Annotated in this window: 14 protein-coding genes and 1 pseudogene; 11 read left to right on the top strand and 4 right to left on the bottom strand. The window is 45.1% G+C overall.

The window, feature by feature from the left end:
* Positions 1–19: 19 nt before the first annotated feature.
* Positions 20–1,213 carry a type IV secretory system conjugative DNA transfer family protein gene (locus AC6RV6_RS28130; RefSeq protein WP_500244216.1) on the bottom strand — a complete coding sequence of 398 codons (1,194 nt, stop codon included), beginning with the start codon at positions 1,211–1,213 and terminating at the stop codon, positions 20–22.
* A 214-nt stretch (positions 1,214–1,427) separates the two neighbouring features.
* On the opposite strand from AC6RV6_RS28130, the gene AC6RV6_RS28125 reads away from it, so the two are divergent.
* From AC6RV6_RS28125 to AC6RV6_RS28115, 3 genes are read left to right on the top strand one after another with little or no spacing between them, the layout of a single operon-like run.
* On the top strand, positions 1,428–2,342 hold the full coding sequence (locus AC6RV6_RS28125) for a DUF5895 domain-containing protein (protein WP_500244215.1): 915 nt from the start codon (positions 1,428–1,430) through the stop codon (positions 2,340–2,342).
* A gap of 53 nt (positions 2,343–2,395) precedes the next feature.
* The gene (locus AC6RV6_RS28120) at positions 2,396–2,644 is read left to right on the top strand and encodes a hypothetical protein (RefSeq protein WP_500244214.1); all 249 of its coding nucleotides are present in this window, start codon (positions 2,396–2,398) and stop codon (positions 2,642–2,644) included.
* Positions 2,645–2,651: 7 nt separating this feature from the next.
* Complete coding sequence (locus AC6RV6_RS28115) at positions 2,652–3,230, top strand: methyltransferase (RefSeq protein ID WP_500244213.1); 579 nt, start codon at positions 2,652–2,654, stop codon at positions 3,228–3,230.
* Positions 3,231–3,232: 2 nt separating this feature from the next.
* Here the strand turns inward: AC6RV6_RS28115 and AC6RV6_RS28110 are convergent, their stop codons facing one another.
* Positions 3,233–4,189, bottom strand: a complete 957-nt coding sequence (locus tag AC6RV6_RS28110; RefSeq protein WP_500244212.1) for a tyrosine-type recombinase/integrase — start codon at positions 4,187–4,189, stop codon at positions 3,233–3,235.
* A 144-nt stretch (positions 4,190–4,333) separates the two neighbouring features.
* On the opposite strand from AC6RV6_RS28110, the gene AC6RV6_RS28105 reads away from it, so the two are divergent.
* Complete coding sequence (locus AC6RV6_RS28105) at positions 4,334–6,250, top strand: DNA polymerase (RefSeq protein ID WP_500244211.1); 1,917 nt, start codon at positions 4,334–4,336, stop codon at positions 6,248–6,250.
* Between the two features lie 108 nt (positions 6,251–6,358).
* On the opposite strand, the gene AC6RV6_RS28100 is transcribed toward AC6RV6_RS28105, so the two are convergent.
* Both AC6RV6_RS28100 and AC6RV6_RS28095 read right to left on the bottom strand, forming a co-directional pair.
* Positions 6,359–16,636 (bottom strand): CARDB domain-containing protein, encoded by a 10,278-nt coding sequence (locus AC6RV6_RS28100; protein WP_500244210.1) that lies wholly within the window; start codon positions 16,634–16,636, stop codon positions 6,359–6,361.
* A 149-nt stretch (positions 16,637–16,785) separates the two neighbouring features.
* Positions 16,786–18,399, bottom strand: coding sequence for an ATP-binding protein (locus AC6RV6_RS28095; RefSeq protein WP_500244209.1), 1,614 nt, complete (start codon positions 18,397–18,399; stop codon positions 16,786–16,788).
* Positions 18,400–18,557: 158 nt separating this feature from the next.
* On the opposite strand from AC6RV6_RS28095, the gene AC6RV6_RS28090 reads away from it, so the two are divergent.
* From AC6RV6_RS28090 to AC6RV6_RS28060, 7 genes and pseudogenes are all read left to right on the top strand, one after another.
* Positions 18,558–19,214, top strand: a complete 657-nt coding sequence (locus tag AC6RV6_RS28090) for a primosomal protein (RefSeq protein WP_500244208.1) — start codon at positions 18,558–18,560, stop codon at positions 19,212–19,214.
* An 85-nt stretch (positions 19,215–19,299) separates the two neighbouring features.
* The gene (locus AC6RV6_RS28085) at positions 19,300–19,800 is read left to right on the top strand and encodes a hypothetical protein (protein ID WP_500244207.1); all 501 of its coding nucleotides are present in this window, start codon (positions 19,300–19,302) and stop codon (positions 19,798–19,800) included.
* On the top strand, positions 19,766–19,939 hold the full coding sequence (locus AC6RV6_RS28080) for a hypothetical protein (RefSeq protein WP_500244206.1): 174 nt from the start codon (positions 19,766–19,768) through the stop codon (positions 19,937–19,939). The genes AC6RV6_RS28085 and AC6RV6_RS28080 overlap by 35 nt, the downstream gene beginning before the upstream one ends.
* Positions 19,940–19,998: 59 nt before the next feature.
* Entirely contained in the window at positions 19,999–20,184 is a 186-nt protein-coding gene (locus AC6RV6_RS28075; RefSeq protein WP_500244205.1) for a hypothetical protein, read from the top strand.
* Positions 20,172–20,300 (top strand): annotated as a pseudogene (locus AC6RV6_RS28070) (type II toxin-antitoxin system RelE/ParE family toxin); the annotation flags it as partial. The gene AC6RV6_RS28075 and the pseudogene AC6RV6_RS28070, both read left to right, overlap by 13 nt.
* Before the next feature lie 43 nt (positions 20,301–20,343).
* Entirely contained in the window at positions 20,344–20,841 is a 498-nt protein-coding gene (locus tag AC6RV6_RS28065; RefSeq protein WP_500244204.1) for a Fis family transcriptional regulator, read from the top strand.
* Positions 20,842–20,912: 71 nt separating this feature from the next.
* Positions 20,913–22,562, top strand: a complete 1,650-nt coding sequence (locus tag AC6RV6_RS28060) for an AAA family ATPase (protein WP_500244203.1) — start codon at positions 20,913–20,915, stop codon at positions 22,560–22,562.
* Positions 22,563–22,609 lie beyond the last annotated feature (47 nt).

The raw sequence follows: 22,609 nt of genomic DNA, 5'->3' as shown, positions 1-22,609 counted from the left end.
GTATTTTCTTCTAATTCTCTCAGATTTTACTCGGCTTTTCAAGTCTGACAGACCAGTAGACGAAGGGCGTTCGCCGTTTTTCCGCTAAATTGCCAACAACGCAGAGATGAAGCGCCGCAGCCAAAAGCGGAGTCAAAATATCCCGCCGGCTGTCATCGAGTTTGAAAAAGATGGCTTGCTTGCCCTCCAAGCGCACGGGAATGGTACTCTGACCGATAAACGCCCGCAACAGATCTTTTTGAATAAAAGCACTGTAAGTCGCTTCGGCTGTGGCTTTAATGCCTGCAACGGTTTTTTCGGCATCCTTAGCACTGAGGAGTTGAGAGAAACTAGCTGAAATCCATCTGTCCATCTTTAAGGGGTGGCCATCGGGACGATAGACGGAATGGGCAAGGCGATGGACGAAATCGGGCAATTGAATGAAGGCGTAAACCATTGCCAAATCTGGATATTGACTGGATTTTGCAAGTTGTACCAGTCCTTTAGCCATCATTTCCCCGGCATTCTTGAAAAATTCATTGCTTTTGCCCTGTTCCGAGTCTGCATTATTGGCAATAACCCGCCCGATTTGCCCCGCCATGACTGCATCTTGGGGGTCTCGCATGAAATCGAGAGGATTGATGACCCCACTATAAGGTTCTCCCGGCGCTAAAACGCTCACCTCGTAACCGTAGCGGGCGGCAAGAGGGGCGTGCAACTTCATCTGATCTCCCTTTTTATCGTAAATCACCGTACTGAATCCCTGCTGAAACGAACTTTCGATGAGGCGATCGATAACGCTAAACGTTTTTCCCGATCCCGGTGCGCCAATGACTAAGATACCCCGTTCGGCATTGGGAAACCACAAACTCGGAGATGCCCCCAACAGCGTTTGCAGCCGCGCGATCGCGCCTTTAAAGGATTTGCCCAGCCAATAGTTCGGCGTGCCGCTCCATAAAGTAACGGGTTGGCACTTTTTCTGCCTCATTTGTTGAAGAGCGAGATTCGTAGCTTTGAGGCGATCGCCTGTCCCCACCAAGCGCCCCGATGTGAGTTTGCCCTTGCGACCGGTCATTTTAGATAGGAGCAGCAAGAAGAGAAATATTCCCAGCATTCCCAACCCTTCTACTGTTAGAAATTGTCCCATCAATCCGCGAATGTCAATATTAATTAAAGGACGATTGGCAGAAGTTTCAGAGGTTGGTGTTTGAGCGAAAAAGACAGTTTTATTCATCGATTATAACACTTCTATAAAGTTAACGAAAGACTGAGTTCAATTGAGCTATTGATGTGTTTCTATTTCAGAGTTTTGACCATCTAGCTACTTTCGGGAATTGGGATTATTACCGACCGTAACTTTACCGTTCCAGAACTCAGGAAAAATATCTTTTAGAGCTTTCTGTAGGGGGCTATCGCCTTGCAGACTGGGATATTGCAATAACATGGAAATGGTTAGAACTACAAAGCAGCGATCGTTCCCAATCGATTCCGAACTTCTCGATCCCAAATACAATGAAATCCGCAAACCTTCTCTCCCTTACGGCATTGTTATCAATGGCAAACCCGCAGGTATTTTGATTCCTCTCGATCAACTGCTCAAAGCCGAATGGAAAGCGATACCGCCAGAAGAAGAATTAACGACAGTCGAACTCACCGAAGAAGTGACGGGCTTATTTCTGGAGAGAATTCGCGTCCTCGTCCTCGCTTTCGTCCCCGAATACGTGCGCTGGAAGGATATCGAAGAAAATAACGAACGAGCGGGAACGTTTATCGGACTGTACGAAGATTGCCGTCACAATCTCGACAAGAAAACCCAAGAAGTTTGCTCGGAACACGCCTTGGTCTTTTTGAATCCTAAAAACCAGCCCTTGCATAAAGTGCCGATTGTCGTGCGCTTTAAGAATGTTTCCCTCTGGTCGTTTAAATCAGCCAGAGAAGAATACTATCGCGCCTTAGAGAAAACCTTTGCCGATTATTGCAAGGTGGAATATAGTGGAAAAAGCGATCGATGGCGTTCTTTGGGAGTCCTCGAAGTGGAATTTAGAGCCATTAAAGAAGGTGAAGGCAAGAATAAGTCTTGGTGCTGTAAAACCCATGCGATTACGCCTCCATCATTAGAGAACTTGGCGAAGCTCTTTTTGGGAACACCGAAGCGAAAGCAGTTGGTTTGGGGACTCCACAACAGCATTGCCGGGTTTGTCGAAGGAGGAAGCGAACCTCTACCCGCTTTAGCCGCAGAAGGCGAAGCTAAAGTGCAGGTGTTATCCGAGGAAGAAAACGGAAAGTCAATGCGGAAAATCCGTCAAGTTTCCGAGGAAGACGATGAGGACTTAGAAGAACTCGACGACTTTGAAGAAGAGTGATTTCGGCCATCCTCATCGGTTCGGACTTGGAACAACTCATTTAAAACAGAGTATTGCTCCAAGCCGAGACGGCCATCCCGAGCAGCAGTCCGAATCGAAACCAGCAAGTTTGGCGTAACAGCCATTGGGGAGGTTGGCGAGTCATTGTTTTAAAAAGTTGGGGTATTCAGGAATGGATGCGATCGCGGATCGTTCCCTTCCCGATTGCTTCCAATGTAAGCGATGGCTGCAACCTCTTCCCTCCCTCGCTTTGGGGATTTTTCCACCCACCGAGGGATCGTTCTTCTGAGTTAAAAGAGTAAAGATTGCATGAGCGAGGAAATCGTTGATATTTTAATGGCACGAATACTGGAAAACCCGCCCTATTCTTGGTTTCCCTCGTCCGAACGGGTTGTAAGCGAGATAATCTCTCGAGCCGAGATCGAACCGGGAGATTGGGTTTTGGATGTCTGTGCGGGGGATGGGAGATTGGGGTTAGCTGCGCGGGAACTGGGTGCGAGGGTGGAGGCGATCGAGATCGAACCTCGGTTTCGGCAAATTCTCTTTCAACAGGGATTGGTTGTGGTGGGTGCGGATGTTTTTCAATCCGAGCCAAAGCGCCTTTATGATGTAGTTTTGAGCAATCCTCCTTTTAGTTTTAGTCCGGAGAATCGAGGAGTGGATCTGGCAATTATCCAATACGCTTACCGCTATTTTTTAGCGTCTGGAGGTCGCTTGGTTTCCGTGGTGAGCGCTTCTCACAAATACGCAAAGTGTCCCAAAGCCGAGGCATTTCGAGCTTGGATGCAGCAAGTGGAAGCCGAGTTGGTAGATTTGCCCTTGGAGGCATTTTGGGGAACGGTGCGTCCAGTGACGGTGGAGAGTTGGTTGGTCGTCGCTCGGAAATGACTCTATGTTAAATTCGCCAGCAACTCGCTCAACTCCAACTGATCTTGATTGCGATTGTCATCATAAATCATCAAAGTGTTGAGATTCCTGTGCCGCGATAGCTTCTGTGCTTTCCGTACATTCCCATCCGTCATATCCAATGCTGCCGTAATGGAACTGTGACGAATGCGGTGAGGACTCATCTTTTTAGAAATCCCCGCCTCCAGACAAGCCTGTTGCACAATCCCATAAATCGCGCTCCCCGTCAATCGATGTCCCTTGTGAGCGCGATCTAAACTCACAAACAGAGGCGATTTAACCTTTAATTCTCGCCTTGCCTGCAACCACGCTAAAAGCGCCTGTACCGTTGAATTCGCCAAATGAATGACCTCCACTTCTGTCCCCCTTCCCTTGCCGCGAATTTTCAACGTCCGCCTTTCTGCGTTGAAATCTTGAATATTGCATTTAGCAATTTCCCCCCGACGTAAGGCATTATCCCAAAGTAATCGCAATAGAGCATAATCTCGCTTTCCCTTCAACGTCGAGCGATCGCAGTTCTCCAAAACGCGCTTGAAGTCCTGTCTGGCAATCCCACTCGTATCGCGATACTGCCGGACTTTCTCACCTTTAATATGGTCTAAACTCCAACTGCATTTCCCCAAGTTTTGTGCCAAGCGCACCATTGATTTAATGGCACTGAGACGGCGATTAACCGTCGCCTCGCTCAACCCCTTATCCATCAACCATGCTTTATACTTAAACACCTTCGCGATCGCATCAAAGCGAGGCAGAGAAAGAAACTGCGCCACTAACTCTGGGGTAGGGGGAGAACTCGCTAGAAAGTTAAAGAAATCTCGCAAATCCTTTTGATAGGCATGGCGAGTGTTAGGCGATCGCTTATCCTGCAACAGCCGCTCGATAATATCGATGGGTTCCGGTTGCAGGAGGGTAGAAGGGGTAACGGGGATGATTTCGGTCATCGTTCTCAAACAGCTGGTCTTTTCTATCATACAGCCCTTTAGCTTGCGATAACGACACTTTCCGCAAACTAAAGGGTGACGGTCAGCAGAAGTAGCGCAATCGCGCTGGTATCGGGGTACAACGCGATTTTTTCCCCATCCCCCATGACCCTTTTGACCAAACGAGATATTCTCCGGCGTTATGCACCCAGCCGATACGGCTCGAGCCACGCTGCGCGATCGCGTCGGGACAGTCCTTGTTCGTTCTACACTTGGCAGGAAACCCAAGTGATGATGGGAGGTAAATCTCGCCTGCGTCCTCCCATTTCTCTCCATACCGATTACCGACTGGTCGATCGCTCCGATGAATTGGCAGATGCGATCGCGCCTCTGAAATCCGCCCCATTCATTGGCATTGACTGCGAAACCACCGGACTCGATCCCTATCGCCACAAAGTTCGCCTGATTCAGTTGGCGGCGTTGGATCGTCCGACAATTGTTATCGACTGCTTTGCCATTACCGACCTCGCTCCTTTGCGTTCTCTGCTGAGTTCTTCCTGTCTCAAAATCGGTCACAATCTCAAATTTGAGTGGCTGATGCTGACTCGAAGGGGACTATCTTTGCAACCGCCTTTTTTTGACACCTACCTTGCCTATCGGGTTCTCACGGCGGGTTTGAAGAAACGGCTGTCTTTAGAGGCGATCGCGATGAAACTCCTCGGCATTGCTCTGGATAAAACCGAACAAACCAGCGACTTTTCGGGGACTTTAACCTTAAAGCAACTGCAATATGCGGCAATAGATGCAGCGATTCTCTTACCCCTCTACCGCGTTTTAAAAGCCAAGTTGGAACGGGCAAAGTTAATGCCCACGGCAAAGTTGGAGTTTGCCTGTCTCCCCGCCACTGCCCAAATGGAACTCAACGGGATGTATTTGGATCGGGAGAAATGGGAAGCGATGGGCGATCGCCTCAAGCAGCAGCAGGCACGATTGAAAACCCAACTCGATCGCCAACTGAAACGCCCTCTCACTCAACAGGTTTCTCTCTTGCCGGAGTTAACGGAAACCATCAATCCCCGCTCTTCCCAGCAGGTTAAAGCGGCATTGGCGGCACAAAATATCCTCGTCCCTTCTGCCAGCGCCCAACAATTGCTCCCTTTAGCGAAGAAGCATCCGGTCATTCAAACCCTATTGGATTATCGCAGCTTGTCGGCTCGCATTTCGACTTTTGCCGAGGGGGTGTTGGAACATATCCACCCCGTTACCGGACGCATCCATCCCCATTGGTTTCAACTCGGTACCCGATCCGGGCGTTTTAGCTGCCAGCAGCCGAATTTGCAGCATATTCCGAGGGCGGTTGAAATCCGGCAATGCTTTGTCGCCCCGCCCGGAAAGGTGCTGATTAAAGCCGATTACAGCCAAATCGAATTGAGGATTATGGCGAAAGCAAGCGGCGATCGGCGCATGATGGATGCCTATCGTCGGGGGGAGGATTTGCACCGATTGACGGCAGCTTTGGTGTTGGGTAAGGCAGTTGGGGAGGTGACGGTAGAGGAGCGTCGGTTGGGAAAAGCAATTAATTTTGGTTTGATTTACGGGATGGGGGCGAAGAAGTTGCGGGCAACGGCGGCGAAGGAGCAGGGCATCGAGATCGGTTTGCCGGAGGCTTCGGCGTTTCGCAAGCGGTTTTTCGAGTCTTATGGGGGGATTAAGGCGTATCACGATCGCGTGCGTCGGGAGTGGAGTCGGGGCAGGCGGGACAGTCGCACTCTAGGGGGAAGGCGGCGATCGTGGGGAAAGGGGCAAAAGCCGAGGTTAAATGAGTCGATCAATCATCCGGTGCAGGGGACGAATGCAGATATGACGAAGTTGGCGTTAGCGCTGGCGTGGCGGAGATTTCAGGGTACGGAGGTGGGGTTGGTGGCGGCGATTCACGATGAGATCGTGTTGGAATGTCCGGTGGGGTTGGCGGAGTGGGCGATCGGGCAGTTGAGGCATTGTATGGTGAAGGCGGGGGAATATTTCATTCGTCCGATTCCGGTGGAGGTGGAGATTCGGGCGGTGGAGAGTTGGGGGGAGTGAAAGAGCGATCGCATTGATAATTGATTGAAAATGCGATCGCTTTTCTGTCTCCTACTATTCAAAAATGGCGATCTCATCCTTTGGAAAATGGAATTGTCCATCCTACCTCTATAATCTTGCAGTGGCTTCCTTAGCTATATAAGAAACTATGTCATACTCCATACCAACAAAAGAGTGATAATACTCATTCAAATATGAGTAAATTGCATTCTGCCTCCGTAGCTCCATCGAATTCCACTGTTCAAATAATGCCCAAGCTGAACCTTTTACGGAATCGGCAATATTAGTTATTGAATCGAGATACGCAGTCACTTTTCCAACTCCCGTTCCACCGATCGCTTTAGAACCAAGAAAGAGTTCAAATATTAAACTCATTGTTTTGGTTAAGCTAACTAGAGCACCAAGACCAGAGTACACTCTTGCCCAGTAAATAAAGTCTATATCATCAGAGGTTATATGCTGACTCTCAATGTTTTGCAAATCATTCAATAGTCGATGAAGAACCCCAACTTCTTCAGTGGATTGAACTGCTTTTATGAATTCAGCAGATAATGTGCCAAACTTTTTAGTCTTCTCAAATTTCTTCGGAAAGTTAGAAACAATATCACCAACTAACGGAATCAAATCAGAGGTGACATTAAACATTTTATTGAAGTCACCTTCTTTTATTCCTAGAACTGCATCCTGAATACTATTTCGAGACTCATAAAGAGACTTTAAACTATCATAGATTCCTTTTGTGAACTCAGGATCTATATCTAATTGTGATATAAATGGAACACCCACTATATCTTCAAACAGTGACACAAGAGCAGATTTTCCAAAACCCGCTTTTATTTCAAGAAAGATTCGCGAAAAATGCAAGCCCAAACCAACTGCCCGTATTACCATATTAGCCGTGTCTTTCAGGGAATCGAAGAAGTCAAAAGAATATTTGGATTTGTAGTATTCTGTTATTTCATTAAGGACAGGTAAATTTGATTCAATAATTTTTTGTACGTTTTTCTCAATTCGACTTTCAAAAACAGAATCATTAAATGGATAACTATTGATGGCTTCCCCTATTTTTTCATAAGCATTTCCTGCTTTTGTTAGGCTTATCTGTCCCAGTTTTTTCTTTAATATGTCTAGATAGCCAAAGAGTTCAAAAAGAGTTCCATCTTTATTCAAAAATTCTTTCCCAAGAGTATTGTTGTCTACCAAATTCAATCCGGATAGAGAGTGTAGTTCTCCGATTTTGCTCTGATCGACTTCCTTCAAAAAGGTATAGTTGTTGACCAAGAAAAAGTCTCTTTCAAGAATTTCATTCTTAAAACGCTTCTCCTGATCCTCTGTCAGTTCTGTTTTGTCATTAAGCCATTTCTCGTCATCAAACACTGGTTTCTCTAACCAATGTGGCTTCTGATTGATAGCAAATTCTCCAGTGTGTTTATTGTAGGCAATAGTGCCTTTTTCAAAGGATGCGTAAATGGTTACACCGTCATGCCACTCTGCTGTTTTAGGAGCACCTAACTCACTATTGGCTTCCCCTAATTCATTATAACGAACACCGATCGCCCCCCAAGTCGCCACAGAGCCGAGATATTCTCCTTCTTCAGTCCAGGAACTATGAATCCTTGACTTACCCCCAAAACCAGAGAACCCTTGCCAAATTCCAGTTGCGCCAGTTGATGAAGATACAAAGTCTGTTTCATCATTCCAAGGAAATCCCAAATGGCTGAATCCTAAATGTCGTTCATACCAATCATCAGTTTGATGATTGATAACAGTCATATATTCCTGATAATTATCACCCCGTACCCAGTACGCTTTATCTGAGCCTGTCTGCATCATCAACAGCACATTATCACCAAATTGTTGATAGAATCCTTCACCATCAGCCACAGCAAGCCACTTAATTTCTGATGGTTCCCCAAAGTCCTCTACATTAATGTTCTTCTCATTCCAAAGTCGCTGCATTGCATCTGCTTTTGCTGCTTCAAACTTACTAAGCGAATCAGGATCGATCCCCTCCCCACCTGTCCGAATCGTCCCAATGCCAGTGCTGTCATTTCCAGTATTATCCCCATTTGCATGAATGGGATTAATCCATCCGTTTGTGCCGTTGTATGGATTGTAACCATTATTATCAATATCAATCCACCAGTCATGCTCAATCACAATACTATCTTCATCCAAAAGATCGCTATTAGAATCCATGATCCTGACCTGTCGCCGCCCTTCATAATAACGAGACTCCATCACAATCCCGGTATGTCCATATTGAGAAGGCCCTGGGAAAGAAATAATTGCGCCTCGCTCAGGTAAACCTTCTGTGGTGTAATCTCCAAAATATTGGCTAAATTTACTAGCAACAACACTTGCTGTGTCTTTACCATCACCAAAGGCTACTACTTCAGTTTTCTTATCGTCTGGTAAGAAAACATCCTGAACATAACGAGCAATTAACGAGACGCATTGACCTTGCCAATTATCTGTATCTCGGCGTTTAATTCCTTTTTGACCTTTCACCGAAGCAAAGAATGCTTCCATATCGACGCTACCAACTGGAAACTCAGGCTCAGGATTGATAAACGTTGGCTCGATCGCAATATCATAATCCGTCTCATTCTGACCATTCTTCGTGACAACCAGCGTATATTTCTCCCCAGAATTGAGCTTATCGTAAACAACAGAATCCTCAGCACGGTCTGTTTGCACGACCCGAGAATGCGAAACTAAATTACCTGCACTATCCAACAACTTCATGCGAACATGGCGCATATCTGCATGATTATCAGGTGCTTGTAAAGCCAATTTTACCTCAGCATCCCCAGACAATTTGAACTCGTAACGATGCTCCGGTTGTCCGTGACCAATATATTGATCTTTAACCGAGAAATCACGAGAAATTACCCCTAAATTCTGAGCTCCCAAAACCCTTGCATTCACCACCAAATCGTAAGCAACCACATCCGCATTACTCCGTGACTTCACCTTCACCAGATAGTCACCTGCGGGGAGTTTCTCGTAATAGTTCAATTCATCTTGAGTCCCAGAGCGATCGCTTCCCTCGGTACTATTCACCCGTTGAGCTTTCAAAATACCCAAACCCGTATCCCGCAATAACTCCACATCTGCATCCCCAGTCAACTCTCGTAAGGCTACATTGAGATTCGTCGTATTCTCCAACCGCAAGCGATAATAAGCCTCCTTGTAACCATCCTGCAACTCCCGAGGATAGGTTTCCCGTCCGTTAAACGTTCCCAAATCTTCCACCAGTTGCAGATTTAATTTATAGTTCGTTTTTGACCCATTTTTCGCCTTCACTTCGAGATAATAGATTCCCTTATCCAAATGTTCTTCCCCATACCGTCCCGCAGAAATGGAGCGTCCTGTTGTAAGTTCCTTCTCTCGACTATCGAGTAACCGCACATTGACATCCTGTCCCCCTGCGAGGTCAGTCACAGAAAAGCGCAAGAAACTGTTATCCTCGTCCACATCAAAGCGATATAAATCCCCAAAAGAATCCCCAGAACCGACATAGTCATAGAAAGAATGACGACCCGTTAAATGACCCAAACGCCGCGCCTTGTAATGCCTGTCCTGTGCTGAATCCAAGTTCATCACCAGCTTGTAATCCAAATCTTGCCGAGGATTCACTCGCACATAATATGTTCCCCCTAGGAGGCTATATTTCCCCGGACTGTTGGAGTCAGGTTGCCAACCCGACTTGGGCGAAACATAGCGCTTATTAGAATCCAAAATCTCTACATCTGCTTTCGTCAAAGGAATATCCCCACCCGTTTGAGGATCTCGCAGCGCCCACTGGAGATAATGGCGCTCATTGCCGTTCAAATCCTCCAAAACAAACTTGATAAAATCATCCTTTTGTGCTGTGGCATTACTGTAAGATTTCTCCTGACGACCGTGAAGAATACCGAGGTTAAATAAGCGGGAGCCATCAGGGGTAACATCACCGTTCCCATTGCCACCATTCCCCACTTGATAGCCTGCTACCTTCTTACCATTCCAGAGCATATAGCCGTTTTGGGTATCCCAACGCAGAACACCATTACCTTGGGAATAAATATTGCCCGCAACACCGCCCAGCCAATCGCTATTTGCTTGGAAATACTCCCAGAAGTACGGGAAAACGTCGCTTGCTCCTTCTACGATATTGATATAAACGCGATCGGATACTGTATTGTTGGCCTCGCTCACCTCTGATACTTCATTCCGCGCATCGACCCGCATCCGAATGTCATAATTCCCAGAACCTTTCCAGAAATCGAGGCGACCCGGTGGCAAATCTAGGGTTTCAGTGTAGCTGCGATCTGAGAATGCCCGGAGATTACTAATCTCTTTGCTTCCTAAACCCACCACATGAGAGCCATTGCGATCGCGCACCTCAAAGCTCACTAAAAACTTGCCCGTATCTTGACTTCCCCCATTTTTGAGGTCAAATTTAACCTTAAACTCCTCACCCGCATTCAACGCGCTCGATGTAACTTGGAAGTTGGTACCGATTAAATCCTTAGCATCGGGATTGATGATAACTTGGTCTTTATCCAAAGACTGACCGCGATCGTTCGTCCCGAAGCCATTATCAAACTCATCTGTTTCTGTAATCTGCTCGTCTGGGTCAATGACCATGCCAATATAGTATCCCGCATGGCCACCAGCATATTCAGGATTGTTCGCATCTGGGAGCGTAAGCCATTCTATGCCATGATATGTACTATTTGCACGAATGGAGTTAATCGTGGTTGACCCCAATAAAACATCGGTCGCAGGAACAACATATTCATTCTCAGACAGGTAGAAATCAACCTTAACAGGTCCAGTGGTGCCGCTCTCGGTGTTGGAGACCGAAAACTTCACGTTGAATCTTTCACCCGCATACAAGTCTGTATTGAAGGGTTTTGAGCTACCCAGCGTCGCCACTTCAAACCTTGTCCCAGTCAGATTTACTGCCCCTTGGTAAACGATCGGCTGTACCGTAACGTTGTTACCTTCTTGGGACTCATTGAGTAGATTTCCATCGTCTGCGATCGCACCCAAATAATACTGTCCCGGCCCATTCCAAGCCCCAGACCCTTCAGAAGGCAGATAGAATGTTGTGGTTCGGGTTCCGGTGCTGCTGTTACCTGCAAGAATCTCCAGGTCTTCAGCATGGATAAAGTAATCATCCGTGGTGACATTGGCATCTTGAGACAGATAGAAGCCTACTCGCGTCGGTTTGGTTGGTGTGGCTGACTGATTCTTAATCTCAAAACTCACCTCAACCTTTTCATGGGGGTTAACTTGGGTTTTGTTGACTTTGAACTGAGTATTGAAGAGATCGCCTTGAGTGGGAATGGTGACATTGAGTGCTTGAGAATCAATGAGATTACCTTGGTTAGCATTGTTGTTTTCGTCAGTCTCATTGATAACATTGGCTTCATCAATAATCGCTCCCACATAGTAAGTTCCAGTACCCTGCCAGAAGTCATCGCTCGGGTCTGGCAGTTGGAATGGTATATCAATGTTACGGTTCGTATTCGTTTCCAGATTTTCCACAGCTACCGAGCCAATGGGGACATCTTGAGTGGTAATGTTGGCATCTGTAGACAGGTAGAGGCGTACCCGGAAGGGTGCGGCATCCCCCGTACCATTGTTACGAACGGTAACTTGTGCTTGGCTCGGGGCGCCAGCCGTCAGGCTAGAGGCAGCGAGTTGGAAGGCTTGGCTGGTAAGATCGATCGCGCCTGTTGCGAACGTTGGATCTTTCCATTCTCGGATGTAGATATCGGCTTCACCATTTTTGTCATCATCGACAAGTTTGACGCTACTCTCAGCTTCAAAGACAACAACTTTACCATCAGCACTGATGGCAGGGGCTTCGCTATCGCCATCTGCTTCATGAATGCCTTGTTCATTAACGCTGAGGAGGGTTGTTTTTCCCGTGAGGCGGTCATAAACGAAAACATCTTCGTCACCCCGCCAACTGGATTCATCGCCATCGACTAAGGTGTTGTTTTTAGAGCTAAAGGTTGCGTAGCGACCATCAGCACTGATGTCTGTAATCAGACCATCACCACCAACAGTTTCAATTTTCCCGGTTGCAAGTTCATAGATTGTGTCACGCCAAGCTACAAATTTGCCATCATCACTGATAACAGGATCGACATACGCAGAATTCCAAGATTTGGTTTCTCCCAATTTGGTTGTTACACCCGTTTGACGATTATACAAAAAGCTCCCTACTGTTTCTGCTGAACGGCTACCAAGCTGTCCAGAGAAAACAAGAAGGCTACCATCACCACTCAGAGAGGGATTTGAATAGTCGGAAATATTTTCTCCGAGTTGATTAGTATCGATATTGAGACGGAAATTGTCTCCTGTTGCTAGTTCGTGGATAATAATTCCTGCATGGTATCCGGGGAATATTTGTTCTGATGCAGAAGACTCGTAGGCAACAAATTTGCCATCTGCACTGATTGCAGGGTTTGATGCAGTCCCATCAACTTGTTGACCATTATTATCAACGCTAATACGCTTAGTTTCTTGACTACCTAAATAGTGGACAAATAAATCTTTTCGACTATTCGTATCCCCAGAAACTAGATTGGTCGAATTGGAACTAAATACAATAACGTTGCCATCATGGCTAATGGCATGGTCGCCACGACCGCTACCACGATACTGTGAATTCGTCCCCGCATTTGCCTGACCTCCGGTACTAGAAACACTGATGCGTCGGGTTTCTTTCGTTACACGGTCATAAACAAATGTGTCTAACGCATCATTCGTATCATCAGAGACTAAATTATCGGCATAGGAGTTAAAAACAACATAACGCCCATTACCACTAATAGTTGTCCAGTAACTCCCATCATTGGCTTCTACTCCCGCAGAAGAAACACTGGCTCGTTCTGTCGTTCCTGTATCGGGATTGCTAATATCAACCTGCTCAAATAATGCTGAATTGGTTTCATCAGTTTCTAGAATGGCATTACTGTCATCAACAACCATGCCAACATAGAATTGATCGAATCGCTCCCAATCTTCATGAATGGTGGAAGGTAATGTAAATTGAGCGTTAATGACTCCTGTATCGCTGTTACCTGCTAACGCATCAATTTCATAAGTTCCCACGAGCCAATCCCGACTGGTTGGATCGGCTTCCTCAAAGAGATAAAAACCAACACGGAAGGGCTTAGATTGGTCTACTCCAGTATTCTCAACTTTGAAACTGACATCGAGTTGACCGCCCCGTTGTAAATTGGGGTTGATAACATTGAATGATGCAGCACCCAAATCAACGGAAGTCGATTGGAGCGTCACTTTCTCATTCATATCGCGAATAAAAATGTCAGTTTCACCGTTAGTGTCACCCGTAACTAATTGTCCGGAACGACTTTGATAGGTGATAAAGCGACCGTCACCACTGATGCTGGGAGCCTCACTACTTTTATTGCTTTGTTGTCCGTCGTTTGAGATGCTGACAATTTCGATCGCACCTGTTTGGACATCGTAACGAAAGATATCCATCTCCTCGTTAGTATCACCCGGGACGAGATTATCTGCATCAGAGGCGAAAGTGATGTAACGACCATCTGCACTAATCGTCGGGGTTTCGCTATCGTCATTGCCACCTACGCCAGAAGCATTAATGCTAATTCGCTTGATATCATCTGTTTCATTGTTGTAAAGGAAAATGTCTGTATGATCGCCAACATCCCCCTCCACGAGGTTCGAGGCATCTGAAGCGAAAACAATATATTTTCCATCCGGTGTGATAGCAGGTGTTTCGGAATCGTTATCAGCTTCTTCACCACTTTTGCTAACAGAAATTCGTTTGGTTGTCTTTTTGAGGCGATCGCGAATAAAAATATCAATCGCATCATTATTATCTCCTGCAACTAAATTAGACGCTTCTGATTCAAAAACCACATAATTACCATCATCACTGACGACAGCATTTATACTTTCTTCATCTCCTTCTCCTCCGTTAGAAGCAACACTAATCCGTTCTGTTTTATTTGTAGTGCGATCGTAAAGAAAAATATCCTTTTCTTTGCCATCTCCAGAAACAAGATTCGATGCCTTAGATTCAAAAACGATAAAATTTCCATCGCCGCTCATTGCAGAATTTCGACTATAACTATTAGCTTGTTTTTTATCATAACCAACACTAACTCGCGTAATTTTATTTTCGTTGCGATCGTATAAGAAAATATCAGAACTGCGATTCGAATCATCCGGAACTAAATTATTAGCAGCAGAACTAAAGACAATATAACGTCCATCTTGGCTAATTGAAGATTGCCGACTGTAATCATTGGCTTGATCGCCTTCATCCGTGACACTAACCCGACTAATTTGTTTCGATTGGCGATCGTAAACAAAAATATCTTTCGCTTTATTGGTATCTCCAGCCACTAAATTGGAAGCATCAGATTCAAAAACAATATATTGTCCATCGCGGCTAATTGCAGGTTCTCTGGAATCATCATCTAGATTATCACCAATTTTTTCTGTTGCATCAACTGCCCGTTCTTGAGGTGTCACTTTGCCTTCTCCCGTCCAACTCGTCGGAGTCAATAACTTATCCGGTTCATATATCTCTCCTTGAGTCGTTTTCGCTGTACTAACTGCTGCAACTGCATTCAATAAACCTGCACCTGTTTCTAAATCCCAACCTGTTTCTCCTAAATCTGTTGCCGTATTCTTAATAATCTCAATGACCTGACGATAATTTAACTCTGGATTAGCCGCCCAAACTTGGGAAATTGCTCCCGTTACTTTTGCTGTTGCGACGGAAGTTCCCGACATTGTACCGATACCCTCCTCAACCGTCGAAATCACCCCTTCTTCCACCGTTCCTCCCTCAGCCAAAATATCCAAACCCCGACCATAACTCGAATATTCTGCTCGTTCTAAACCATCCGCAGAACCCACGGTAATAATATTATCAAACTCCTGCGAAGCCTGTCCTAAAACCGACATTACACCCCCATCATTTCCTGATGCCACAACAATTAAAACATCGTTTTGTCGCGCATATTCGATCGCTTCCCTTTCAATGGGTGTAAATTCATACCGTGTCGTTACATTTCCTTCTGCATCAATTTGGGTTAAATCTAAACTCAAATTTACCACTACATTGGGTTGTCCAGATTCCTTCGCAGCATCTACAAATTCAGTCAAAGAATCCGCCCATTTTCCCGATCCAACAGCACGACCGACCCACAATGGTGCATCATCATTAATACCATCAATACCGAGATCGTTATCCTGTGTTGCACCAATGATTCCTAAGACATGAGTGCCGTGTTCGCTGCCTTCTCCGGCTTCAATTAAGGGGTTAGTATCTCCATCAATAAAGTCAGTTCCCAAAGCAATATTCTCATAATCTAAATCTGGATTATCACCGCTAAATCCCGTATCAATAACCCCTACGAACGGCTGATCTTCGGCAGGAAATTCTTCGATTTTGGGTTGACTAATTGGCTCATCTGGTGTAATGTAATCGATGATATCGTAACCCAATTCTGTCTCGCGCCAATCCATATCTGAATCGATTAACTCTTCCATGTCTGGAGCTTCTCCCGTTGCTCCCGTAATGCGGAAAATGAAATCATTATAATCGCCATCTGTACCGCGATCGCTCCGCCAATCTTCCATAACAAAAGTATTTCCTTCCCCATCCACATCGGCAATTTGTCCCAAATGCAAGCTATCTTCAGGGTTCGCTGTTGCTAAGGAAAATAACGGTGTTTTTGAGCCGCCAATATTGGGATTGTCTACCACATCTTCAACAGTTCCATTGGGAACGAGCATGATGCCAAAAGTATCACCCGATCGCATCTTAAAAAACTGCTCTCCCTTATATTCCCCAGCATTCCAATTCTTATCTTCTCCCAAATTCCCAGTAAATAATGCCCCGTCTGTCTTGTCAGAAATTACGATATGACCCTCTTCTGTATTAGAAAATGCTCGTCGTGCAGCTTCAGCGATAAACTCTTCAGAACCCGGTTCTAAATTGTCCATCCTCTGCAAACTAAAAATTGCCAATTCTCCTCGATATTTACCCCCATCAAAAAGAAACTCAACCCCAACCTCTCCCGTTTCTCCAACGGTAAAGACTCCCGCATCAAACTCGTCGATCCAATCAATCTCCTCCCAACCCTCACCCAGAGGCGCGATCGCATTTTCAACTCCAGCGAAGACAAATTCATCAACATCCACAGCATCGAGATCTGGCACATCTTGACCGTCATTGGGATTATCGATCAAGGCGCTCGGGGTTAAAATCGGTTCGAGAATGAAGGCTTGAAAATAGCGTCGAGAAGGCTCTTTTGAGCAAGTAGAACCCTTGGCAGTAAAAAGTTTGAGCAGTAGATTCAAGAAAAGCAACATAACCCCTCAGTTTGGCAGATGACAAAAACGATGAATTGTTTCTGTTTACTTCTCTGGAGGGACTGACGATTTTTATGCAGTCAGACAAAAACTTGTTACAAAACTACACATATGAGCCAATGCTCTCTTCAGAGTGTAACCGTAAGCCATTACTCCTCAAACTGGTGAGGGCTGTACTCAAACAACTCCTGCTCGGACAGGGCAAAACGCGATCGATCCGGACTGCTCGCCGCCCGACAATAATACGCCTTATTGCGAATTGCCTGCAACTCCTCCGCATCCCGTTTCGATGCCATGACAAACTCATTTAACTGCCCGTGCAATGCTTCAATATCAATCCTCGCCTCCACATTCCCTCGAATACGTTCCTCCTTCCCCAACCCGCAATAAAAATCCATCGCACATCGCTCCACCGCACGGGCAATTTCCACCGGAGTCGCCCCCCGATATGCCTTGAGCAAGCGATACCACTCCCGATCACCCCAAGGTTCTCGTCCCTCTCCAAACTGAGCGGGAAAATACTTTTGTAAGTGGACTCGGAAAATCTCGTACATGGCTCCCATCTGGGGCAAATCCACAAACCATATCCCCCCATCGTCAAACCGACGCTTTAACTCAGCAGGTAACAATTGGATGCGATTCACTGTTGCTACCAGCATCGCATCGCTGTCGTGTTCCTGCATCCACGTCAGCAAGCGCTGGGAAAGCCTCCTCGAAGCCCCTCCCACTTCCCACCCGGTAAAACCTTTATCGAAATCATCTGCCAGTAAAATAACCTTATCCAGCGCATCTGCCGTTGCTAAAATTCCAGCCAAGGTGCGATCGGGATTGTCCGACCCCAAAACATTGCCCCACGATAAAGCCAAAAGCGAGTAACCCAAAGCCTTTGCCGCCAGTTTCGCACTTAAAGTCTTTCCCGTACCGGGCGGTCCTAATAATAGCATCCCTCGAGGGGGTCTGAGACCGTACTGACGGGCAGAAGGTTCGTTGAGCTTCACCACCTTTTCGGTCAAAAACCGTTGCAGCAAGTCCAATCCCCCGGCTGTCAGCACGTCGGGTTCGGCAATGAACTCCAATCCCAACCCCCGCAAGCGATTTGTTTTGTACTCCAACATGGCCTCGGATAAGGTGTCGAGATGGGGAGTAAGGGCGACATAACGCTGCAATGCCGAAGCGATCGCCCCTCTGGCCAAACCCCGACAGGCAACAGCCAAGCGCTGTCGGGACGCGGGAGAATCTGCTTCTAACCCTCGTTGTTGGCAAAACGCCTCGACGATCGCCCGCACTTCCTTCGCATCCGGTAAAGCATATTTGAGAATTTCCAATCCTTCCAGCTTGTTGCCAAATTGGAGATAAGACCCCAGCAAGACCGAATAGCAAGGAGTCGGGGAGAAACGATAGCGATCGCCTATATTCTGAATTTGGGACTCCAAGCGGGAAAGCTCTTTCGCTTCCAACTGAGTAAAATCGGTCAGATCGTCCAAGAGAAAAATGCCTGTTCTTTCTTCCTCCAATAACCACAGCAAGACATCCCCATCCTTTGGAATCAATTCGGTGGGAGAGAGTTGGTATTGTCTCCCTTCAACCTCAACCGCTTGCAAGGCAGCATAACCCGAATTCCAATAATAAAGGGGCAAATTCCGCTCGATCGCTTTCCGTTGAAATGCGGCAAAGATAAAAGCGCGATCGCTCGGCGAACATTCCAACCCGATGACAGGAATGCCCAAATCTGCCAAAATATCCCAATCTTCAATCGTTCTCATTGTTTTATTGCAACTATCCAAAACCCCACGATAGCGAAGCGCGATCGTGTCTACCTCGCCTCAACGAGGCAATTTCGACCCCTCGAAGGGATTGAAGTTAATTTTGAATTCGCGCTTGTCAGCGCGAGGGTGTTGGAATTTAGAGGATTTAAACGAATATGGTAACTGCTCGCAGAAAAACCACTCGCGCTGCCAAAGCCAATACTAATGGGAGCGCTAAAACCACCAAAGCACGAACTGCCAAGGCACAATCTGCCAAAACCGTCACGGCTGAAGAATTGGTCAAACGCATTCTCTCTGCCATCGAACGCAAGTATAAGGTGCGCTTGGCCAAACGGGACGATCGCATCGCCACAAAGGTCGGTCATGCGGCTCGGGAAAAGTTGGGCAAGGACATCCAAGCACAACTCTCGAAAAAGCCCGGCAGTCACTCCTTTGACTGGAACGAGTGGAATACGAAAGTCTTCCCCAAAATTCTCGGCAAACCCGATGCGTTAAAGTATCCCGTCGAAGTCATTGCCGATGCTCTCGTGCTGCTATACGACAGTATCTCCGAAGGAACCGAAGATGCGATCGCCGATTTAATCGAGTTCAATGCGGCTTCTCTCAAGCGTCGCAACGAATTGGCGAAGGCGCAAGAGGAAGAAGATGACGATCTCGATGACCTCGACGATGATGAGGATGAAATTGACGATCTCCTCGATGAAGAAGACGAGGACGATGAGGATGAAGACTTCGATGATGAGGAGGAGGATGACGAGGATTTCGACGATGAGGATGATGAAGATTTTGAGGATGAGGAGGACGAAGATTAATCCTTGAATTGTTCGACATGACGGCATTCAGGCATTCCCGTCCTTTCAAAGGTGCGAGGAATGCCTATTTTTTTGGAGGTTAAAGATGACAGTTTTACCCATCGAGATCGCTTCCCCCAAACCCTCTCTCGACAATCTGGAGTTAATTGAGGGTTTGATTTGGATTCCAGAATTTCTCACAAAGACGCAACAACGGCGATTGCGCGACCATCTCGATCGCTTTCCTTGGCAAAGTCCCCCGCACTTACCGAGCCACCATTGCCAACAATGTTACGGTTGGATAGAAAAGCCCCCGAGCGATCGCTCCGTGTTGAATCCCCCGCGAGACTATCTCGGCACGTTACCCGACTGGTTGAATGGGGTATTGCGACGACTCGAGCCGTGGATGCCCCAATGCGACCAAGCCATTGCTATTCTGACAACAGGAGAGGCGAATTCAAGGGATTGTCTGCCTCCCGGACTGCACCTCGATTCTACGAAAAACTTTGACAATGCGGTCGCGCAGCGTGTGCGTAGCACGTATCGCGACGGTTGCTCTCTCTCCTCTGGAATTGCGCTTTCGTCGGGGCACGAGAGAACCCGTTAAGGTGGAGTTGGATGCGGGAGATGCGCTGATAATGCGGGATGAGGCACGATATAAGTGGTTGCATCAAGTGGTTTTTGACGATGCGATCGAACAATTGTTTTTGACTTTTCGCCATACGAAGATTGGGGGTGCAAAATAGAACCGGGACGGGCGATCGAGGGATAGAATGGGGAGAGATTCTGCTTTGGTCAGCACGTTATGACAACAACGAAAGAAACCGTCCGCTCTCTCCTCGAACGACTCCCAGATAATTGCTCTTTTGAGGAAATCCAATACCATCTTTACGTTCTTACCAAAGTTCGACAAGGTTTGGAAGCAGCAGACTCCGAAGGGACAATCTCTCAAGCAGAAGCAGAAAAGCGGTTGGGTCAATGGCTTCAGTAAACTGGTCTCCAAAAGCATTGGACGATGTAGATGCGATCGCTGCATATATTGCTCGCGACTCCACCGTGTATGCTTCTGCTGTCGTCCAAAAAATTATTGACACTACCCAAAATTTATAGCTAAACTGGTCGTCAAATTAATAGTTAAAGGAAAGACAAGATGCTTGAAACAGCATTGACTGCAATTGCTACAGCAATAACAACAATAATTTTTCCCAAAGCCTTTGAAACGGTAGGAGAAAAAGTTGGTGAAATAGCATTTGATAAAACTGGAGAAGCAATCCAAACAACTCGTGAAGCTATTCAAGAAAAACTGGTTACAGAAAGAACAGATAATTTATTGCAAAGAGCCGAAGAAAATCCCAGTGAAGGCAATAAAAAAGTGCTTGAAGCAGAATTGGTTAGCCAAATGGAAAAAGATGAGTTGTTTACAAAAAAGTTGCAAGAGTTGATAGAAACAATCAAACCTGATTATCCCGAATTACAAAATATTTTGGACAATGCTCGTATTGGAGGAGAATTAGAAATCAATGACATTGAGATAAAAAATGAGGGTCAACCTCTTGGAAAACAAGTGATTGGAAGAAATATAGAAGTTGGAAGAAGTGCTAAGTTTGGCAAAATATCTATAGAGAATAAAGACAATGAAGAAAGTTGATTTTTCGATTCGTTTTTCTTCAAATTACAAAATCAAAAAATGGAATAAATATTAGATATCTTATGACAATCATGAATATACCAAAACCAGAAAGAAATCCAGATAAGTCTCAATCATCTGATGAGCAAATCATGATTGACAACGTTCAAGTTGGACATGATTTTACCATAGGCAATTTAATTCAAATCTTAGGAAAACAAGAGAATAAATTAGCTCAAAAAGAGGTTAGACCTTATCATAATTTACCACAACCCGACTATGGGAAATTTATTGGCAGAGAAGAGGAAAAAACTAAAATTTTGAATAAACTTCGTCCTTACCCTCACTCTCCTAATTCAGTAATCACTATTGATGGAATTGGAGGAATTGGTAAAAGTGCTTTAGCATTAGAAGTCAGCTTTTACTTTTTGAGAGAATATCATAATTTATCTTTGGAATATCGTTTTGATGCTATTATTTGGACTTCTGCTAAGCGTAATACTTTAAGAGCAGATAGAGGAATTGTTGATCGCAAACAAAGCATTCAGACACTTGATGATATTTGTAGGACTATAGCAATAACGCTAGGTATTGAAAAAACTATTCAGACTCAATCAGAGAATAATTTAGAATTGATTTTAAGAGAATTAACTCAACAAAGAACACTTCTAATTATAGATAATTTTGAAACGGTAGATGACGAATCGGTAAACGAATTTATACAAGACTTGCTTCCAGCACCTACTAAAGCAATCGTTACAACCCGTCGTCGTATTGATGTTGCTTATCCAATACGCTTAAGAGGAATGCCTCGGGAAGATGGAGAATTATTAATTAAACAGGAATGTGAAAAAAAAGAAGTTTCTCTCACTGAAGAACAAAAACAAAAACTTTATCAAAGAACAGGAGGTGTTCCTTTAGCTATTGTTTGGACAATTGCTAGAATGAGTTTTGGTTCAAGTGTTGACACTATTTTAGCAAAATTAGGAAATTGTAAAAGTGATATTGCTCGTTTTTGCTTTGAAGAAACTATTAGGAAAATTAAAACCAAAGATTCTTATAAAGTATTATTAGTAATTGCAATATCGAAAGGTAATATTAATCGTGAAAATATAGGCGATGTCTCTGGTTTTGGAGAAGATGAATCAAGTCGAGATGACGCTCTAGAAGAATTACAAATGCTTTCCTTAATTAATCAAGAAGCAGACCAATTTACTATGCTTCCTTTGACTAAAGAATATATTGCACAAAACATAAAAAATAATGCAGAAGATCAATATATTGTTGCACGAGCTTCAATAAGAAAAATAAAGGAAGAAATAGGAGATTTGCTGTTAGTTATTCCAAGTTCATTACACAATGATATTCTTAAAATTCATTCTAACTTGGATGATAAAGATTTATTCTCTTCTGAGAACAAGCAAACTAATAATGAAGAAAAACTGCGTTCAGTAACGACAATTTCATACTATATGGATATTGTAATGTGTATAGATGGAACTGGTTCTATGAATCCTATAATTGAAAAAATAAAGTCTAATGCTATTACTTTATACGAGCAAATAAGATCGCAAATGTTGCAAGCTCAAAAAAATGTCGAGCAAATCAGAATTAAAGTAATTATATTTAGAGATTATTATTTTGATCCTCCCGATCAATCAATGATTATTTCTGATTTTTTCGATCTAGAAATGCAAGCGATTGAATTCAAAGAATTTCTTGACAATGTAAAAGCGACCTAAGTACAGGACAAAAATTGGAGAGAGTCAAGAAAAGCATCAAACTTGTG

The organism is Spirulina sp. LEGE 11439 (assembly GCF_059821285.1).
Note: the sequence above shows the minus strand (reverse complement) of the source record. Positions and strands in the feature narration are given on the sequence as shown.

Bases quoted from the DNA above. Each gene is read 5' to 3' on its own strand.
- AC6RV6_RS28130 (WP_500244216.1), bottom strand. From the start codon at position 1,213: ATGAATAAAACTGTCTTTTTCGCTCAAACACCAACCTCTGAAACTTCT.
- AC6RV6_RS28125 (WP_500244215.1), top strand. From the start codon at position 1,428: ATGGTTAGAACTACAAAGCAGCGATCGTTCCCAATCGATTCCGAACTT.
- AC6RV6_RS28115 (WP_500244213.1), top strand. From the start codon at position 2,652: ATGAGCGAGGAAATCGTTGATATTTTAATGGCACGAATACTGGAAAAC.
- AC6RV6_RS28110 (WP_500244212.1), bottom strand. From the start codon at position 4,189: ATGACCGAAATCATCCCCGTTACCCCTTCTACCCTCCTGCAACCGGAA.
- AC6RV6_RS28105 (WP_500244211.1), top strand. From the start codon at position 4,334: ATGACCCTTTTGACCAAACGAGATATTCTCCGGCGTTATGCACCCAGC.
- AC6RV6_RS28100 (WP_500244210.1), bottom strand. From the start codon at position 16,636: ATGTTGCTTTTCTTGAATCTACTGCTCAAACTTTTTACTGCCAAGGGT.
- AC6RV6_RS28095 (WP_500244209.1), bottom strand. From the start codon at position 18,399: ATGAGAACGATTGAAGATTGGGATATTTTGGCAGATTTGGGCATTCCT.
- AC6RV6_RS28090 (WP_500244208.1), top strand. From the start codon at position 18,558: ATGGTAACTGCTCGCAGAAAAACCACTCGCGCTGCCAAAGCCAATACT.
- AC6RV6_RS28085 (WP_500244207.1), top strand. From the start codon at position 19,300: ATGACAGTTTTACCCATCGAGATCGCTTCCCCCAAACCCTCTCTCGAC.
- AC6RV6_RS28075 (WP_500244205.1), top strand. From the start codon at position 19,999: ATGACAACAACGAAAGAAACCGTCCGCTCTCTCCTCGAACGACTCCCA.
- AC6RV6_RS28065 (WP_500244204.1), top strand. From the start codon at position 20,344: ATGCTTGAAACAGCATTGACTGCAATTGCTACAGCAATAACAACAATA.
- AC6RV6_RS28060 (WP_500244203.1), top strand. From the start codon at position 20,913: ATGAATATACCAAAACCAGAAAGAAATCCAGATAAGTCTCAATCATCT.